The organism is Tepidicella baoligensis, from assembly GCF_013432195.1.
Lineage (GTDB): Bacteria > Pseudomonadota > Gammaproteobacteria > Burkholderiales > Burkholderiaceae_C > Tepidicella > Tepidicella baoligensis.
In genome coordinates, this window is record NZ_JACCDB010000021.1 from 1 (window position 1) to 15,540 (window position 15,540).

Below are 15,540 nucleotides of genomic sequence, written 5' to 3' on the forward strand. Positions count from 1 at the left end.
ATTTTTTTCAACGGCCTGTTAGGCCCGTCGGCGACGATGCGCCCGGCGTCCATCACGATGATGCGGTCCACCAGATCCAGCAAGGAGGTGCGATGGCTGATGAGGATCACCGTCTTGCCCGGGATGAACTCGCGCAGCCGCTTCTTGATGTCCTCCTCGCTGGAGTGGTCCATGGAGGCCGTGGGCTCGTCCAGCAGCAGGATGGAGGGGTCGTTGATGACGGCCCGGGCGATCGCGACGCCCTGCCGCTGCCCGCCGGAGAGGGATTCGCCACGCTCACCCACCAGCATGTCGAAACCCTTGGGGTGGCTGTTGACCAGATCGACGATGCCACCGATGGTGGCCGCCTTGAGCACGTCGGCGTCGTCGGCCAGCGGCGCGCCCAGCGTGATGTTTTCTCGCAGGGTGCCGTAGAACAGCATCACGTCCTGCTGCACGTAGCCGATGTGGCGGCGCAGTTCCGCCGGATCGAGCTGGCGCTGGTCGATGCCATCGATCAACACCGCACCGCTGGTCGGGCGATACAGGCCGAGGATGAGCTTTTCCAGCGTGGTCTTGCCCGAACCGATGCGGCCGAGGATGGCCACCTTCTCGCCCGGCTGGATGCGCAGGCTCACGTTGCGCAGCGAAGGCGTGTCCTGCCCGGGATAGCTGAAGGAGACGTCGCGGAATTCGATGGCGCCCTTGATGCTGCCGCGCGCGATGAACTGCGCATCGTCGGGGCGTTCGACCTCGCGCTTCATCATCTCGTTCAACGAGGTCAGCGCAGTGGAAGCGGTGTGGTACTGCACGAGCAGGCCCGCCACCTGGCCAACCGGCATCATGGCCCGCGATGCGAGCATGGTGCAGGCGATCAACCCCCCCATGGTGAGGGCATGCTCGCCGATCAGATACACCCCCAGGATGACGATGGTCACGGTGATCAGCTGCTGGACGAAAGCACTGGAATTGGTGGCGCTCGTGGACAACAGGCGCAACTGCGCGCCGACACGGGCCAGCAAGGCGGCGCTCTTCTCCCATTTGCGCTGGATCGGGGCCTCGGCGCCCAGCGCCTTCACCGTCTCGAACCCGACCAACCCCTCCACCAGCGTGGCGTTGCGCTGGGCTCCGGCCCGGTAGGTGGTTTCGGCCAGTTCGTGCATACGCCCCTGCACCGCCAACGCATAGAGCAGCAGCAACAGGGTGCCGATGGCGAGTGGAATGAGCATGGGCCAGGCGATCCAGCCGATCACCACGAAGAAAATGAGCGCAAACGGCAGGTCGATGAAGGCAATGACGGTGGCCGAGCCGATGAAGTCCCGCACCGACTCGAAAGCCCGCAGATTGGCGGCGAACGAGCCGGCCGACACCGGGCGGTGCTCCATGCGGGTCCCGAGCACCCGCTCCATGATGTAGGCGGACAGTTTCACATCGGCCCGGCTGCTGGCGAGATCCACGAAATGCCCACGCAGGGTCTTGAGCACCAGGTCGCCCACGAGGATGATGGCCAGGCCGGCCGCCAGCACCCACAGCGTCTCGTACGCCTGGTTGGGCACCACGCGGTCATACACGTTCATGATGAACAGCGGCATGGCCACGGCGAACAGGTTGGTCAGAAAGGCGGCCAGCAGCACGTCGCGGTACAGCTGCCGGTTCTCAGCGATCACACTCCAAAACCAGTGCCCCTGCCGGGTCGGGTTGACCACGGGGCTGCGGGCATCGAAACGCAGGCGGGGCCGGGCATAAATCGCATGACCGGTGTAGCGCGCCTCGATCTGGGACAACGGGACTTCGACCGGCGCATCCCCCAGCTCGGGGAACACGACGCGCACCATCTGACCATCCTGGCTGCGGTCGATGAGCACACAGGCGCCCTCACCGTGGAGCAGCAAAATCGCAGGCAGGAGCTCGGATCGGAGCCGCTCCACCGGCAGGCGCACGATCTTGCTGCTGAGTCCGGCCCGGTGGGCTGCCCGCTCGAACAGCGAAGGCGACAGTCGGCCATTCTCAACCGGCAGGCCGGCCAGCGCCCCGTCGCGCGTGATCGTCTCGCCATGCAGGCGAGCGAGCACGATCAAACAACCGAGCAGCTCATCACGGTCGGCCGCAGCCTCGTGCGCACTCGATGGCGCGGTATCCGAATACATCGACGACTCCAGTGTTGAGCTGTGGCGCGCATGCCGCCGCTTGGTTGTTCTGCCGCATGGCTTGCAAAATGATCAGTCTAATACATCTTCCGACCGCTTCCCGTCGGGGTGACCGCACGGAACCCCGGCCATGCGCACAGGCTTTGATGCATGTCAATCCGTCATCAGGGCCGCTGGGTCGTCGCTGGCGATCACCTCCTGCGCCCAGGCGCGCAGCTTGCGGGTGTCGGCACGCAGGATCTGCTGCTTGACCGGGAGGATCTGGGTCGGGTGCATGGAGAAGCTGCGCAGGCCCAAGCCCAGCAACAGGCGGGTCATGGTGACGTCGCCCGCCATCTCGCCGCAGACGCTTACGCTCTTGCCCTGGGCCCGGCACTCGGCGATGGTGCGGGCCAGCAGTTGCAGCACCGCCGGATGCAAGGGGTCATAGAGGTGGGCCACCGTCTCGTCGACCCGGTCGATGGCCAGGGTGTACTGGATCAGGTCGTTGGTGCCGATCGACAAGAAGTCAAAGTGCTTGAGGAACATGCGCACCGCCAGGGCGGCGGCCGGTACCTCGATCATCGCACCCAGGCGGATCGGCCCATAGACAGCGGCGCGCGCATCGAGCTGCTCGCGAGCCCTGGCCAGCAACACCTTGACCTGGTGGATCTCGCTGGCATGGGCCAGCATGGGAATGAGCAGGTTGACCTTGCCATGGGCGGCTGCCCGCAAGATGGCACGAAGCTGGGTCAGGAACATCGCCGGTTCGGACAAGCTCCAGCGAATGGCACGCCGCCCGAGCGCAGGGTTGAGGTGGTCGTCGCGGGTGGCCCGGTCCAGCGGCTTGTCGGCGCCGATGTCCACCGTTCGGATGGTGACCGGCAGACCGTGCATGCCCTCCACCGCGGCCCGGTAGGCCTCGTACTGCTCCTCCTCATCGGGCAGCTTGCCATCACGTCCCATGAACAGGAATTCGGTGCGGAACAGGCCCACCCCGACGGCGCTCACCGACAGGGCCGGCACCGTGTCGGCGGGCTGTTCGATGTTGGCCAGCAGTTCGACGCGCTCGCCGTCCAGCGTCACGGCCGGGGTGTTCTTGATGCGCGACAGGCGCTCGCGCTCGACTTCGCCCTGTCGCTGCTTGAAGCCGTACTCGGCCAGCACCATGGGCGGAGGGTTGACGATGACGACGCCGGCATCCCCGTCGATGACGACCCAGTCGTCCTGCTGCACCAGATGGCTGGCGTTGCGCGCCCCCACCACGGCGGGAATGTCCATGCTGCGGGCCACGATGGCGGTGTGGCTGGTCTTGCCGCCCACGTCAGTGACAAAGCCGGCGAAAATGCTTTGCTTGAACTGCAGCATGTCGGCCGGCGACAGGTCGTGTGCGATCAGCACCAGAGGGGCCTCGTCGCCACTGCCGGGCCCATGGGCCGTAGCCGAACTCGCCGGCGCCGCCACGGGGGAGGCGGCTCCACGCAGGCAGCGCAGCACACGCTCGACCACCTGTTCCACATCGGCTTTGCGCTCGCGCAGGTAGGGATCCTGCATTTCGTCGAATTGCTTGGCGATATGCTCGAGCTGCGAAGTCAGCGCCCACTCTGCGTTGTAGTGCCGGTCTTGCACCCAGTGCTTGACCCCTTCTTGGAGCTGCTCGTCCTGCAGCAGCATGAGATGCACATCGAGCAGGGCCGAGAGTTCGTGCTGAGCCTCCATCGAGGCGGCTTCTTGCAGGTCGCGCTGGATCTGTTCGATTTCGGCGACCACGGCGTCACGCGCCTGGCGCAACCGCTGCAGCTCCCCCGGAACTTGGTCTTCGGTGATGAAATAGTGCGCGACGTCGAGCCGGCTCGACGCCACCAGCACGGCACGGCCGATGGCAATGCCGCGCGAAACCGCCTGCCCATGCACGCTGAAGGTCATTCGCCTTCTCCGAACTTGTCGTTGATCAGCGCCAGCAAGGCGTCCATGGCCTCGCGCTCGTCGGGACCGTCGGTCTCGAGCTCGACCTCGGCCTCCAGGCCAGCGGCCAGCATCATCACCCCCATGATGCTCTTGGCGTTGATGCGTCGACCGTTGCGGCTCATCCAGACGTCGCAGGCGAAACTGCTGGCCAGCTTCGTCAGCTTGGCGGACGCGCGGGCGTGCAGGCCCAGTTTATTGCTGATGGTCGCGGTGGTTTTGATCATGGGAGGAGCGACGGATCTGGTTCTGCTGGGCCGTCACCGACACCGGCATCACGCCCTGCGTGCCCCCGAGCAGGGCCCGGGAAGCCAGCGCATCGAGCGATTCGTGGCGGTACGACACGGCACGCAGCAGCATCGGCAGGTTGACACCGGTGAGCAGTCGGGTACGCACCCCGTCGACGAGTCGCGTCGCGACGTTGCACGGGGTGGCACCGAAGACGTCGGTCAGGATCAGCGTGTGCGGCGCACCCTGCAGGTCCAGCAGCATGCGGGCCTGCGACAGCGTCTCGTCCGGTGGCTGGTTGGGCGGGACGTCCAGGGCCTGGAGCGTGTTTTCGGCATCGGGAAACACATGCAGCACGCATTGGCGCAAGGCAGAGGCCAAGGGCGCATGGGCGATGACGAGGATGCCATTCATGAGGGGCGATTATGGGCCTTCACGGACAGGAACGTCGCATAAGACAGCACGCACACCCCCAGAAACACCCCCATGCTGGCGCGCAAAGCGTCCGGCGCGCTCCAGCCCAGGGCCTCGAAACCGTCTGCCAGCAGGCCGATCCCCCATTGCACCACGAAAATGCCGGCAAAGATCACCAGGTTGTACGCCGACAGGGCCCGCCCAGCCATGGACGCGGGAAACGCCATGGCCACCGCCGGCTGCGACAGCGACCCACAGGTGGACAGTATGCAGAAGAGCGCCCAATGCACCCAGGTGGTTTCGGCACCCTGCCAGATGTTGAAAGCCAGGACCGCCAGACTCAGGGGCATGCCCCAGGCGATCAGCCGCTCCACCGGCACGCCACGGCGCGCCAGACCCGGGGTCACCAGACCCCAGGTCCAGAATGTGCACAGCATCGACAGGTTGATCCAGAACAGCCCGGTGGCCGATTCGAACGGCGTCTGCCCCACCACCCGGACCAGCCAGGGACCGGCCCACAAGGTCTGGATCGCCACCATGCCCCCGTAGTTGAAAAAGCCGATCAGCGCCATCTTGCGGAAATACGGGTGGCGCCAAACGTCGGCATACCCGCGACCAGCCCCTTCGCTGCCGGCGGTGGCCGACGCGCCCGGCCCGCCAGACCAGGCCGGGACCAGCCAGGCCAGGAACACCATGCACAGGACGATACCCAGCGCCAGCAGCCAGAACAGGCCACGCCACCCCACGTAGGGCATGAGCCACTGCACCGGCAGGGTGGCGGCCACCATGCCCAGCGATCCGGTCATCAGCATCCACGAATTCGCGCGCAGTTGCATCCCGGCCGACAGCCAGCGCCGGTATCCGGTCAGGGGCGCCATCAGACAAGCGCTGACCCCGGCCCCGATGAGCACGCGCGCAGCGAGCAGTCCGTTGAAGGACGTGGCCCAGGCAAACGCCGCACACCCCAGCACCGCCACCGACAGGAAGACCAGGATCACCTTTTTCGGGCCGTGCCGGTCGAGCCAGCGGCCCAGCGGCAGCTGGGTGGCGGCGAAGCCCAGGAAATAGCCCCCCGCCAGCAGCCCGAGGTCTCGGGCCTGGAGCGACAGCTCATCGCTCAGCGTGGGCGCCAGCGTGGCGGTGATCGCCCGCAGCAGAGCAGACAGGAAGTAAGCCGCAGCGAAGGCCAGGAACACCCAGATGGCCATGCGTCGAGTGAGCAGACCGGGGTTTTCGGTGGCACGGGCTGTGTCGGGCAGGGTATCAGACGTCAAAACCGCTCCAGGATCCGTTCAGCGCAGTGTGAGGCTTTCGAAGAAGGTGTCAATCACGGATGCGTCAGCCGACGCCGGGGGCGCGTACACCGCAGCCTGGTGCAGCCAGCCATCGCTCACCGCCAGCAGCACCTGCGCTTGCAGCGGCTGCTGGCGGTGATCCAGCGCCGGCCCGCGCCAGCGTTGCCCCCATTCCCCCCCCTCCACAGTGAACTCGGTCGAAGACCATCCCACCGGATGGGAATCCCCAGGGGACACGTTCTGGCGCAAACTGACCCAGCTCGCTCGCATCCACCCATGGGCCGCCTCCGGCGGCGTCAGGCCGGGCGGCAGACGCAGGGCAGCCCAGGCGAAAGTATGGCCACCGGACTCGCAGCTCATGAGCCGCAACGAAGAAGACGGCGAGTCCGCCCCGAGCAAGCGCACTTCCCGTTCGGCACGCTCGGGCTTGCATGGCATCAGCATCCGCGCGGGCACACCCTCATGCCCGACCAGACGCCAGTTGAACGCTGGCGAACAAGCCATCAGCCACAGACCCGCCAGCAGCAGCCCCCATCCACGCCCCATGAACCCGACCATGCCATGCCTTTCAACGATACGGACTTGCCTTGCACCCATCGGCATGCCCCATGCACACCGTTCGGGGCACAATGGTGGACGATCCCGGGTGAACTTTGTCGCCTGGCCTGCCTCCATCTTCCGATAACCGCCACTGTCATGACCACCCATCCGAACAATCCCGACGGACTGCCGGAAATCCTTCCGGTGCCTGGCTCATTACGCGCTGCAGCCGCCGCCGCTCGGGACCGCGGCGAACCGCTCGTGGTCATGGTCACCCTCAAGGGGTGTGCATTTTGCGATGTCGTGCGCAACAACTACCTGGGCCCCATGTTCCAAAGGGGGGAAGTGTACGCCGTGCAGCTCAACATGCTGGACCGCCGCACCCCGCTGCAGGACCTCAGCGGTCACATCACCACGCCGTATGCGCAAGCCCGTGCATGGCGCGTCCGCATCGCCCCCACCTTGTTGTTCTTGAATGACCAAGGCCATGAAATCGCGGAACGCCTGGAAGGCATGACGGTCCCAGACTTCTACGGCGCCTACTTGCAACAACGCCTCGACACCGCCCGCGCTCGCTTGCGGGGAGGCTGACACATTGTCCTCTGCCATGAAACCGATCTCTGCTTCCTCGACCCGCCGCCGTTGCCTGGCCGCCTTGCTCGCTGGCGGTCTGATGCTCGGCCTGACCGGCTGCTCCAGCCGGAATCAGGCTCCGGATTCCCACTTCGTGCTGCTCGACGGCAGCACCATGACCACCGCCGACCTGCGCGGCAAAGTAACCCTGGTCAACTTCTGGGCCACCACCTGCGTGTCTTGCGTCAAGGAAATGCCAGCCCTGGTCGAGACATACAACAAGTTCCAGCATCGGGGCTTCGAGACCATTGCCGTGGCGATGAGTTATGACCCGCCGGACTGGGTGGCCAATTTCGCCGCCACCCGCCAACTGCCCTTCAAGGTGGCGCTGGACAACACCGGCGCGATCGCCCGCGACTGGGGCGACGTGCGCCTGACGCCCACCACCTATCTGGTGGATCGGCAGGGGCGCATCGTCAAGCGCTACCTGGGCGAGCCCAACTTCAACGCCCTGCACCAACTGCTCGACAAGCTGCTGGCCGAGGGCTGAGGCCCTTCAATTGCGGAAATTGTCGTGACAGGCCTTGCACGACGCGGCCGTGTCGTTGAACACACGGCGGATGGCATCCAGATCGCCCGTCTTGACCGTGTTGTTCAGGGCAACGAGTGCTTTTTGCGCGTTTTGCTGGGCTTCATCGAACTTGGCGCGCTCGGTCCAGACGTTGGGCTTGGCCCGGCTGCGAACGTCCTGCGTATCGGGGGTGAAACCGGCCCAGGGGAGCTGCGAGATCGCCATCACCACCGCCATGTTCTCCTGTGCCGCGGCGGCATCGAACGGTACGCGGCCGGCAGCCATGGCGCCGACACGGCTGAAGTGCTGCCCCATCACGAACAATGCGCTCTGCCGGTACTTGACGGCATCGTCCGGCTTCTGGAACTGAGCCTGGGCGGCACCGATTCCCAGGCACAACGAGGCAAACAGCACAACGGTATGGCGAAGTTTCACGGACAGCTCCTTGTTGGTTGAAAAATGGATGCACGCATGGACAATACCCTGCGCGGCATGAGTTTATGCTTTTATCATGCTTGACCGCCATGGTAGGCAATTGATGCTGTACCGACCTCACGACAAGGAGCTGAACCGATGTACCGGATACGCGTTTGGGATTGGCCGACCCGACTGTTCCACTGGCTGCTGGCGGCCGCTGTCGTCGGCTTGGTGATCACCGGCAACATGGGAGGGTCCTGGATGGAATGGCATATGCGGCTGGGCATGTTTGTGCTCTCCCTGCTGCTGTTTCGCCTCCTTTGGGGCTTCATGGGAGGCCACTGGTCGCGGTTCGCGCACTTTATTTATACGCCCGCCTCCATCTGGGCCTATCTGCGCGGCCGCAGTCCACTGCCGCATCGGGTCGGGCACACGCCCCTGGGCTCACTGGCGGTGTTCGCCATGCTCGCGGCACTGGCCGTGCAGGTCGGCACCGGTCTGTTCACCGACGACGAGATTTTCTATGCCGGTCCCCTGACCGCCGTGGCCAGCTACGACACCATCGAAATCGCCTCCCGTTATCACAAAGGCTGGGGCAAGCTGCTCATTTTGGGGCTGGTCAGCCTACATCTGTTGGCGCTGCTGTTTTACAAAGTGGTGCTGCGTCAGTCGCTCGTCGCGGCCATGCTGACGGGTGACAAATCTCTGCCCGAATCGGTGCCGAGCGCCGCTGATGGCCCGCGCCAGTGGCTGCTGGCTGCGGCCCTGTATGCTGTGGCTTGCGGTCTCACGTACCTGATCGTCACCTGGGGCGCTTGATGCTCGACACGGCCGGGTTTGTCGTATAGTCTCCGCCCATGGAGACCATGACTGCTGAGCCCGGCCACGACAGGGACAGCCAGCCCCCCCCGATCCGCATCGAGGTCGTTGAAACGGGCCCTGCCATCGAGTCCGTGCGGCAACTGTTTTTAGACTACCAGGCCGACATCGGCATCGACCTGTGCTTCCAAGGCTTTGCCGAAGAACTCGCCCATCTGCCGGGTGACTATGCCCCCCCGCATGGTGCCTTGCTGCTGGCCACGATCGGCGAACAGGCCGCCGGTTGCTGCGCGTTTCGCCCCTTGTTCGACAGCGATTACGCCAACGCCTGCGAAATGAAGCGCCTGTTCGTGCGCCGCATGTTCCGGGGCTTCGGTATCGGTCGCTTACTGGTCGACCACACGCTGATGCTGGCCAAGCAGGCAGGCTATGACGTGATGCTGCTCGACACCCTCAACGACATGGAGACGGCCCGGGCCTTGTACGCCCAGGCCGGGTTTGAGGAAATCGCGCCCTACTACCACAACCCCCTGCCAGGCGCGCATTACCTCAAGGTGCAGCTCTGACACGAGTCAGAGCGTCTTGGCCTGCGCCAGCAGGGTCTCGGCGTCCGACACCTCGAACTTGCCCGCTTCTTCGACATTGAGCGTCATCACCACCCCGTCCTTGACCAACATCGAGTAACGGTTGCTGCGTACGCCCATGCCCCGACTCGTGAGGTCCAGCACCAGCCCGACCGCGCGCGTGAAGTCCGCACTGCCATCGGCCAGCATGCGCACCTTGCCTTGCGTGTTCTGCTCCCGACCCCAGGCGCCCATCACGAACGCGTCATTGACGCTCACGCACCAGATTTCATCCACACCCGCAGCTTTGAACGCGTCATAGAGCTCCACATAGCCCGGTACATGCTTGGCCGAACAGGTTGGGGTGAAAGCCCCTGGCACTGCAAACAAAGCAATGGTTTTACCCGCTGCGGCCTTGGCCACCTCCACCGGGTTCGGGCCGATACTGCAACCTGGGGTTTCGGCATCGATGTATTCCATCAGCGTGACGGCGGGCAATTTGTCTCCAACCTGAATCATGAGGGCACTCCTGAAAATGGCGACCGTCGACCGGCCGGGGAATGGGTGTCGGCTCGGCGCACCAAGCACGAAACCCGAACGAAAAAAACGACCGAGATTGTCGGTCGTTTTTTCGAATCGTGCCCAAGGGGCGTCGAAACAGCCTTACACCAATGCGGCCTTTTGGACCAGGCGGGTGGCGACCCAGTTCTTGGTTTTCGACAGCGGACGGCTTTCGGTGATCTCGATGATGTCACCCAGCTTGTATTCGCTGTTCTCGTCGTGCGCGTGGTATTTGCTCGACTTGATCACGATCTTGTCGTAGAGCTCGTGCTTCACACGACGCTCGACCAGCACCGTCACGGTCTTGGCGCGCTTGTCGCTCACCACCTTGCCAACGAGGGTGCGCTTGCGGGAGGTTTGTGCTTCCGTCATGTTCACTCCTTATTGGCTGGCGGCTTGCTTTTCGGCCAAGATGGTCTTGGCACGGGCGATGGCGCGGCGGGTTTGACGCAGCGTGGCGGTGTTGTTCAACTGTTGCGTGGCTTTTTGCATACGCAGGTTGAAGTGAGCCTTTTGCAGGGACTTCACCTCGGCTTGCAGGCCGGCAACGTCTTTTTGGCGCAGTTCAGNTTTGACGCAGCGTGGCGGTGTTGTTCAACTGTTGCGTGGCTTTTTGCATACGCAGGTTGAAGTGAGCCTTTTGCAGGGACTTCACCTCGGCTTGCAGGCCGGCAACGTCTTTTTGGCGCAGTTCAGCAGCTTTCATCGTCTTCTCCTGATCACTGGCCCAACATACGGGTCACGAAGGTCGTGCGCAGCGGCAGCTTGGCGGCGGCGAGCTGGAAGGCTTCGCGAGCGAGTTGCTCGGGAACACCCACGATCTCGTACAACACCTTGCCAGGCTGGATTTCGGCGACGTAGTATTCCACGGCACCCTTGCCGTTACCCATACGGACTTCGGCAGGTTTCTTGGAAATCGGCTTGTCGGGGAACACGCGGATCCAGATCCGGCCGCCACGCTTGACGTGACGGGAAATCGCACGACGTGCGGATTCGATCTGGCGTGCCGTCAGACGGCCACGATCCGTGGACTTCAGGCCGAAATCGCCAAAGGCCACGGTGTTGCCACTGGTGGCGACACCCGTGTTGCGGCCTTTTTGCTCTTTACGGTATTTACGGCGAGCAGGTTGCAACATGTTCTTTACTCCTTAGGCCTGGGGCTTGTCGCTGCCGTCGGCCGGGGCGGCATGGGTGGAGGCGCCACGGCGTGGCCCGCCACGGCGTTCGCCGCGGTTGTCGCCACGACCGTCGCGGCGCGGGCCACGCGGGCGGCGCTCGTCGTCGGGACGCGGCGTGCTGTCCAGCGAAGGGGCATCGCTGCGGCCGAGGTGGTCACCTTTGTAGACCCACACTTTGACGCCAATGACGCCATAGGTGGTCTGGGCCACGGAGGTGCCGTAGTCGATGTCGGCGCGCAGGGTGTGCAGGGGCACACGGCCTTCGCGGTACCATTCGGTGCGGGCAATCTCGATACCGTTCAGACGGCCCGAGGACATGATCTTGATACCCTGAGCGCCCAGGCGCATGGCGTTCTGCATGGCGCGCTTCATGGCGCGGCGGAACATGATGCGCTTTTCGAGCTGCTGGGTGATCGAGTCTGCGATCAGCTTGGCATCGACTTCGGGCTTGCGCACTTCCTCGATGTTCACGGCCACCGGCACGCCCAGTTTGGCGGCCAGGTCTTTCTTCAGCTTTTCGATGTCCTCGCCCTTTTTGCCGATCACCACACCCGGGCGGGCCGAGTAGATGGTGATGCGGGCGTTCTTGGCCGGGCGCTCGATCACGACGCGGGACACCGCAGCGTTCTTGAGCTTCTCTTTCAGGTACTCACGCACCTTGATGTCTTCAGCCAGCATGCCTGCGAAGTCGCGGTTGCTGGCGTACCAGCGGCTGGCCCAGTTACGGCTGACCGCCAGGCGGAAGCCGGTAGGATGGATTTTCTGTCCCATAGTCTTCCTTCTGGCTCAGTTACCGACCGTCACATAGATGTGACAGGTGGGTTTGCTGATGCGATTGCCACGACCCTTGGCGCGGGCAGTGAAACGCTTCAGCGTGGTGCCCTGCTCGACGTAGATGGTCTTGACCTTCAGTTCGTCGATGTCGGCACCGTCGTTGTGTTCGGCGTTGGCGATGGCGGACTCCAGAGCCTTCTTGACGATGCCCGCAGCTTTTTTCTGCGTGAACGTCAGGATGTTGAGGGCCTGGTCCACCTTCTTGCCGCGAATCAGGTCCGCCACCAGACGGCCCTTGTCGACCGACAGGCGAACGCCGCGAACAATTGCGCGTGTTTCCATGGTGTGTCCTTACTTCTTGGCTTTCTTGTCGCCGGGATGACCCTTGAAGGTGCGGGTCAGCGAGAACTCGCCCAGCTTGTGGCCCACCATCTGGTCGGTCACATAGACGGGCACATGCTGCTTGCCGTTGTGCACGGCGATCGTCAGCCCGATGAACTCGGGCAGGATCATGGAGCGGCGCGACCAGGTCTTGATGGGCTTCTTGTCCTTGCTGGCTTGGGCTTTTTCGACCTTCGCGAGCAAATGGTGGTCAACGAAGGGACCTTTTTTGAGAGAACGAGTCATTTCGTCAACCCCTTACTTCTTGCGACGCGACACGATCATGTTCTGCGTGCGGCGGTTGTTGCGGGTACGGTAACCCTTGGTCAGGTTGCCCCACGGATCCACCGGCGGCATACCGGTGCCGGTACGACCCTCACCACCACCGTGCGGGTGATCGATCGGGTTCATGGCCACACCGCGAACGGTCGGACGGATACCCATGTGACGCTTCACGCCGGCCTTGCCCAGTTGGCGCAGGCTGTGCTCGGTGTTGGACACTTCACCGATGGTGGCGCGGCAGTCCACGTGGACCTTGCGCACCTCGCCCGAGCGCATACGCACTTGGGCGTAAACACCTTCGCGGGCGAGCAGCACGGCAGAAGCCCCAGCGGAGCGGGCGATTTGCGCACCCTTGCCCGGTTTGAGCTCGATGCAGTGGATGGTCGAACCCACCGGAATGTTGCGGATCGGCAGGGTGTTGCCCACGCGGATCGGCGACTCCGAGCCGCTCAGCAGCGTGGCACCGACTTCGACGCCACGGGGAGCGATGATGTAGCGGCGCTCGCCGTCGGCGTAACACAGCAGCGCGATGTGCGCGGTGCGGTTCGGGTCGTATTCCAGACGCTCCACCTTGGCGGGGATGTTGTCCTTGTTGCGGACAAAATCGACCACGCGGTAGTGATGCCGGTTGCCACCCCCCTTGTGCCGGACCGTGATGTGACCGTTGTTGTTGCGGCCAGCCTTCTGGAACTTGGGCTCCAGCAGCGGCGCGTAGCCGGAGCCCTTGTGCAGGGTCTCGCGGGTGACCTTCACCATGCCACGGCGGCCGGGCGAGGTCGGTTTCATCTTGATGACTGCCATGATCAGACGGCCTCCCCACCAAAGTTGAGTTCCTGACCCGGTTGCAGCGTCACGTAGGCCTTGCGCACGCGATCACGGCGGCCGATGGTCTTGCCGAAACGCTTGGTTTTCCCTTTCTGGTTCAACATGTTGACGGCTTGCACCTTCACGTTGAACAACAGCTCCACCGCCGCCTTGATTTCGGGCTTGGTGGCGTTTTGCAGCACTTTGAACAGCACGGTGTTCGATTGATCGGCAACCATGGTCGCCTTTTCGGACACGATGGGCGCGACCAGCACCTGCATCAGGCGACCTTCGTCAAACTGGACGTTGCTCATGCGAACATCTCCTTGAGTTTGTCGATGGCACCCTTGGTGACGATCACTTTCTTGTAGTGAACCAGCGACAGCGGATCGGCGTAGCGCGGCTCCAGCACCAACACGTTGGGCAGGTTGCGCGAGGCCAGGTACAGGTTTTCGTCGATCTCGTCGGCGATGACCAGCACGGACTTCAGGTTCATGGCCTTGAATTTGTCGGCCAGCAGCTTGGTTTTGGGCGCATCGACCTTGATGGAGTCCACCACGGCCAGACGGCCTTCACGCACCAGTTGAGAGAAGATGGAGGCCATGCCGGCGCGGTACATCTTCTTGTTCAGCTTCTGGGTGAAGTTTTCGTCAGGGCTGTTCGGGAACACCTTGCCACCTCCACGCCACAGCGGCGACGAGGTCATACCGGCACGGGCATTGCCGGTGCCTTTCTGGCGAAACGGCTTCTTGGTGCTGTGCTTGACGGCAGCGCGATCTTTCTGAGCACGGGTGCCTTGACGGCCGTTGGCTTGGTAAGCCACCACGAGCTGATGGATCAACGATTCGTTGTAGTCACGACCAAACACGGTTTCCGGCACTTCCACGGTGGAAGCGGCCTGACCCTGGTCGTTCAGGAGTTCGACTTGCATCAGTTCGCTCCTTTCGCAGCGGCTTTGACGGCGGGCCGCACGGTGACGAAGCCACCTTTGGAGCCCGGAACGGCGCCCTTGATCAGCAGCAGCTGACGCTCGGCATCGACGCGCACCACGTCCAGGTTTTGGGTGGTCACGGTTTCGGCACCCATGTGCCCGGTCATTTTCTTGCCCGGGAACACACGGCCCGGGTCCTGCGCCATGGAGATGGAACCCGGCACGTTGTGCGAACGGCTGTTGCCGTGAGATGCACGCTGCGAGGCGAAGTTGTGGCGCTTGATGGTGCCGGCAAAGCCCTTGCCGATGGACGTGCCCTGCACATCCACCTTCTGGCCCGCCGCAAACAGCTCGGCCACGGGCAGCACGGTACCGGCTGGATATTTGCCAGCCACGTCAGCGCTCACGCGGAATTCCTTGAGGATTTCGCCGGCCTCGATGCCGGCTTTGGCCAGGTGACCGGCTTCGGGCTTGGTCACGCGGGAAGCGCGACGCTTGCCATACGCCACTTGCAGGGCGTCGTAGCCATCATGGGCCTGGGTTTTGACTTGTGCCACGCGGTTGTTGGACACGTCCACCACCGTGACGGGCACAGCGTCCCCGTCTTCGGTGAACAGGCGCATCATGCCCACCTTGCGGCCCAACAACCCGAGGGAGTTGCTCAGACTCATTGTTTTCTCCGTTCCTGACTGCAATTGGCCAGGTCTGATGATGAAAAATCTTCGCTGCCAAAAAAGCCGCGAAGCCCGCGAGTGTAACCCGCGGGCTGGAAAAATGCAAGCGCCTCGGTTACTGGAGCTTGATTTCCACGTCCACCCCGGCTGGCAGGTCCAGCTTCATCAGGGCGTCGACCGTTTTGTCCGTGGGGTCCACGATGTCCATCAGGCGTTGGTGGGTGCGGATCTCGAACTGGTCGCGGCTGGTCTTGTTGACGTGCGGCGAACGCAGAATGTCGAAACGCTTCATGCGCGTCGGCAGAGGCACGGGGCCCTTGACAATGGCGCCGGTGCGCTTGGCGGTGTCCACGATTTCGGCGGCGGAAGCGTCGATGAGTTTGTAGTCGAACGCCTTGAGACGGATGCGGATTTTTTGCTTGTTCATGATCGGCATCCTTTTTTAGTCGAGAATCTTGGCCACGA

At 63.5% G+C, this 15,540-nt stretch carries 23 protein-coding genes and 1 pseudogene; 4 read left to right on the forward strand and 20 right to left on the reverse strand.

What is annotated here, in order from left to right:
• The 6 genes from HZS63_RS13230 to HZS63_RS13255 all read right to left on the reverse strand — a co-directional run.
• Positions 1–2,126 (reverse strand): type I secretion system permease/ATPase (locus HZS63_RS13230; RefSeq protein WP_180684469.1); only part of this gene is annotated, 2,126 nt, incomplete at its 3' end.
• A 153-nt stretch (positions 2,127–2,279) separates the two neighbouring features.
• The gene (gene ptsP / locus HZS63_RS13235) at positions 2,280–4,031 is read right to left on the reverse strand and encodes a phosphoenolpyruvate--protein phosphotransferase (protein ID WP_180684470.1); all 1,752 of its coding nucleotides are present in this window, start codon (positions 4,029–4,031) and stop codon (positions 2,280–2,282) included.
• On the reverse strand, positions 4,028–4,297 hold the full coding sequence (locus tag HZS63_RS13240) for an HPr family phosphocarrier protein (RefSeq protein WP_180684471.1): 270 nt from the start codon (positions 4,295–4,297) through the stop codon (positions 4,028–4,030). The genes ptsP and HZS63_RS13240 overlap by 4 nt, the downstream gene beginning before the upstream one ends.
• Positions 4,266–4,712 (reverse strand): PTS sugar transporter subunit IIA, encoded by a 447-nt coding sequence (locus HZS63_RS13245; RefSeq protein WP_180684472.1) that lies wholly within the window; start codon positions 4,710–4,712, stop codon positions 4,266–4,268. Before HZS63_RS13245 ends, HZS63_RS13240 begins: the two co-directional genes overlap by 32 nt.
• Entirely contained in the window at positions 4,709–5,920 is a 1,212-nt protein-coding gene (locus HZS63_RS13250) for an MFS transporter (RefSeq protein ID WP_180684487.1), read from the reverse strand. The genes HZS63_RS13245 and HZS63_RS13250 overlap by 4 nt, the downstream gene beginning before the upstream one ends.
• A gap of 84 nt (positions 5,921–6,004) precedes the next feature.
• On the reverse strand, positions 6,005–6,565 hold the full coding sequence (locus HZS63_RS13255; RefSeq protein ID WP_180684473.1) for a hypothetical protein: 561 nt from the start codon (positions 6,563–6,565) through the stop codon (positions 6,005–6,007).
• Positions 6,566–6,703: 138 nt separating this feature from the next.
• Between HZS63_RS13255 and HZS63_RS13260 the strand changes: the two genes are divergently transcribed.
• Positions 6,704–7,138 carry a thioredoxin family protein gene (locus tag HZS63_RS13260; protein ID WP_180684474.1) on the forward strand — a complete coding sequence of 145 codons (435 nt, stop codon included), beginning with the start codon at positions 6,704–6,706 and terminating at the stop codon, positions 7,136–7,138.
• A gap of 16 nt (positions 7,139–7,154) precedes the next feature.
• Positions 7,155–7,670: a TlpA family protein disulfide reductase gene (locus HZS63_RS13265; protein WP_180684475.1), complete on the forward strand. Its 516-nt coding sequence runs from the start codon at positions 7,155–7,157 to the stop codon at positions 7,668–7,670.
• Positions 7,671–7,676: 6 nt separating this feature from the next.
• On the opposite strand, the gene HZS63_RS13270 is transcribed toward HZS63_RS13265, so the two are convergent.
• A complete protein-coding gene (locus tag HZS63_RS13270) occupies positions 7,677–8,126 on the reverse strand; it encodes a c-type cytochrome (RefSeq protein WP_343039996.1) in 450 nt (149 codons plus the stop codon).
• 138 nt (positions 8,127–8,264) lie between these two features.
• On the opposite strand from HZS63_RS13270, the gene HZS63_RS13275 reads away from it, so the two are divergent.
• Both HZS63_RS13275 and HZS63_RS13280 read left to right on the forward strand, forming a co-directional pair.
• Positions 8,265–8,927 (forward strand): cytochrome b/b6 domain-containing protein, encoded by a 663-nt coding sequence (locus HZS63_RS13275; protein WP_180684476.1) that lies wholly within the window; start codon positions 8,265–8,267, stop codon positions 8,925–8,927.
• 47 nt (positions 8,928–8,974) lie between these two features.
• Positions 8,975–9,493: a GNAT family N-acetyltransferase gene (locus HZS63_RS13280; RefSeq protein WP_180684477.1), complete on the forward strand. Its 519-nt coding sequence runs from the start codon at positions 8,975–8,977 to the stop codon at positions 9,491–9,493.
• 6 nt (positions 9,494–9,499) lie between these two features.
• Here HZS63_RS13280 and HZS63_RS13285 read toward each other — a convergent pair whose 3' ends face one another.
• The 13 genes and pseudogenes from HZS63_RS13285 to rpsJ form a co-directional block, all read right to left on the reverse strand.
• Entirely contained in the window at positions 9,500–10,009 is a 510-nt protein-coding gene (locus tag HZS63_RS13285; protein ID WP_180684478.1) for a peroxiredoxin, read from the reverse strand.
• Between the two features lie 144 nt (positions 10,010–10,153).
• Positions 10,154–10,423 carry a 30S ribosomal protein S17 gene (gene rpsQ, locus HZS63_RS13290; RefSeq protein ID WP_180684479.1) on the reverse strand — a complete coding sequence of 90 codons (270 nt, stop codon included), beginning with the start codon at positions 10,421–10,423 and terminating at the stop codon, positions 10,154–10,156.
• A gap of 9 nt (positions 10,424–10,432) precedes the next feature.
• Positions 10,433–10,615 carry a 50S ribosomal protein L29 gene (gene rpmC / locus HZS63_RS13295; RefSeq protein ID WP_180684489.1) on the reverse strand — a complete coding sequence of 61 codons (183 nt, stop codon included), beginning with the start codon at positions 10,613–10,615 and terminating at the stop codon, positions 10,433–10,435.
• 1 nt (position 10,616) lies between these two features.
• A complete protein-coding gene (gene rpmC, locus HZS63_RS13300) occupies positions 10,617–10,757 on the reverse strand; it encodes a 50S ribosomal protein L29 (protein ID WP_180684480.1) in 141 nt (46 codons plus the stop codon).
• A gap of 13 nt (positions 10,758–10,770) precedes the next feature.
• Complete coding sequence (gene rplP / locus HZS63_RS13305; protein WP_180684481.1) at positions 10,771–11,187, reverse strand: 50S ribosomal protein L16; 417 nt, start codon at positions 11,185–11,187, stop codon at positions 10,771–10,773.
• A gap of 21 nt (positions 11,188–11,208) precedes the next feature.
• Positions 11,209–12,000 (reverse strand): annotated as a pseudogene (rpsC, locus tag HZS63_RS13310) (30S ribosomal protein S3); the annotation flags it as partial.
• 15 nt (positions 12,001–12,015) lie between these two features.
• Complete coding sequence (gene rplV, locus HZS63_RS13315) at positions 12,016–12,345, reverse strand: 50S ribosomal protein L22 (protein ID WP_133599188.1); 330 nt, start codon at positions 12,343–12,345, stop codon at positions 12,016–12,018.
• 9 nt (positions 12,346–12,354) lie between these two features.
• Entirely contained in the window at positions 12,355–12,630 is a 276-nt protein-coding gene (gene rpsS / locus HZS63_RS13320; RefSeq protein WP_180684482.1) for a 30S ribosomal protein S19, read from the reverse strand.
• A 12-nt stretch (positions 12,631–12,642) separates the two neighbouring features.
• Positions 12,643–13,467, reverse strand: a complete 825-nt coding sequence (gene rplB, locus HZS63_RS13325) for a 50S ribosomal protein L2 (RefSeq protein ID WP_180684483.1) — start codon at positions 13,465–13,467, stop codon at positions 12,643–12,645.
• Between the two features lie 2 nt (positions 13,468–13,469).
• The gene (rplW, locus tag HZS63_RS13330; RefSeq protein ID WP_180684484.1) at positions 13,470–13,784 is read right to left on the reverse strand and encodes a 50S ribosomal protein L23; all 315 of its coding nucleotides are present in this window, start codon (positions 13,782–13,784) and stop codon (positions 13,470–13,472) included.
• Entirely contained in the window at positions 13,781–14,401 is a 621-nt protein-coding gene (rplD, locus tag HZS63_RS13335; protein ID WP_180684485.1) for a 50S ribosomal protein L4, read from the reverse strand. Before rplD ends, rplW begins: the two co-directional genes overlap by 4 nt.
• Positions 14,401–15,072: a 50S ribosomal protein L3 gene (rplC, locus tag HZS63_RS13340; protein ID WP_180684486.1), complete on the reverse strand. Its 672-nt coding sequence runs from the start codon at positions 15,070–15,072 to the stop codon at positions 14,401–14,403. The genes rplD and rplC overlap by 1 nt, the downstream gene beginning before the upstream one ends.
• Positions 15,073–15,190: 118 nt before the next feature.
• Positions 15,191–15,502 (reverse strand): 30S ribosomal protein S10, encoded by a 312-nt coding sequence (gene rpsJ / locus HZS63_RS13345; RefSeq protein ID WP_058615886.1) that lies wholly within the window; start codon positions 15,500–15,502, stop codon positions 15,191–15,193.
• Positions 15,503–15,540 lie beyond the last annotated feature (38 nt).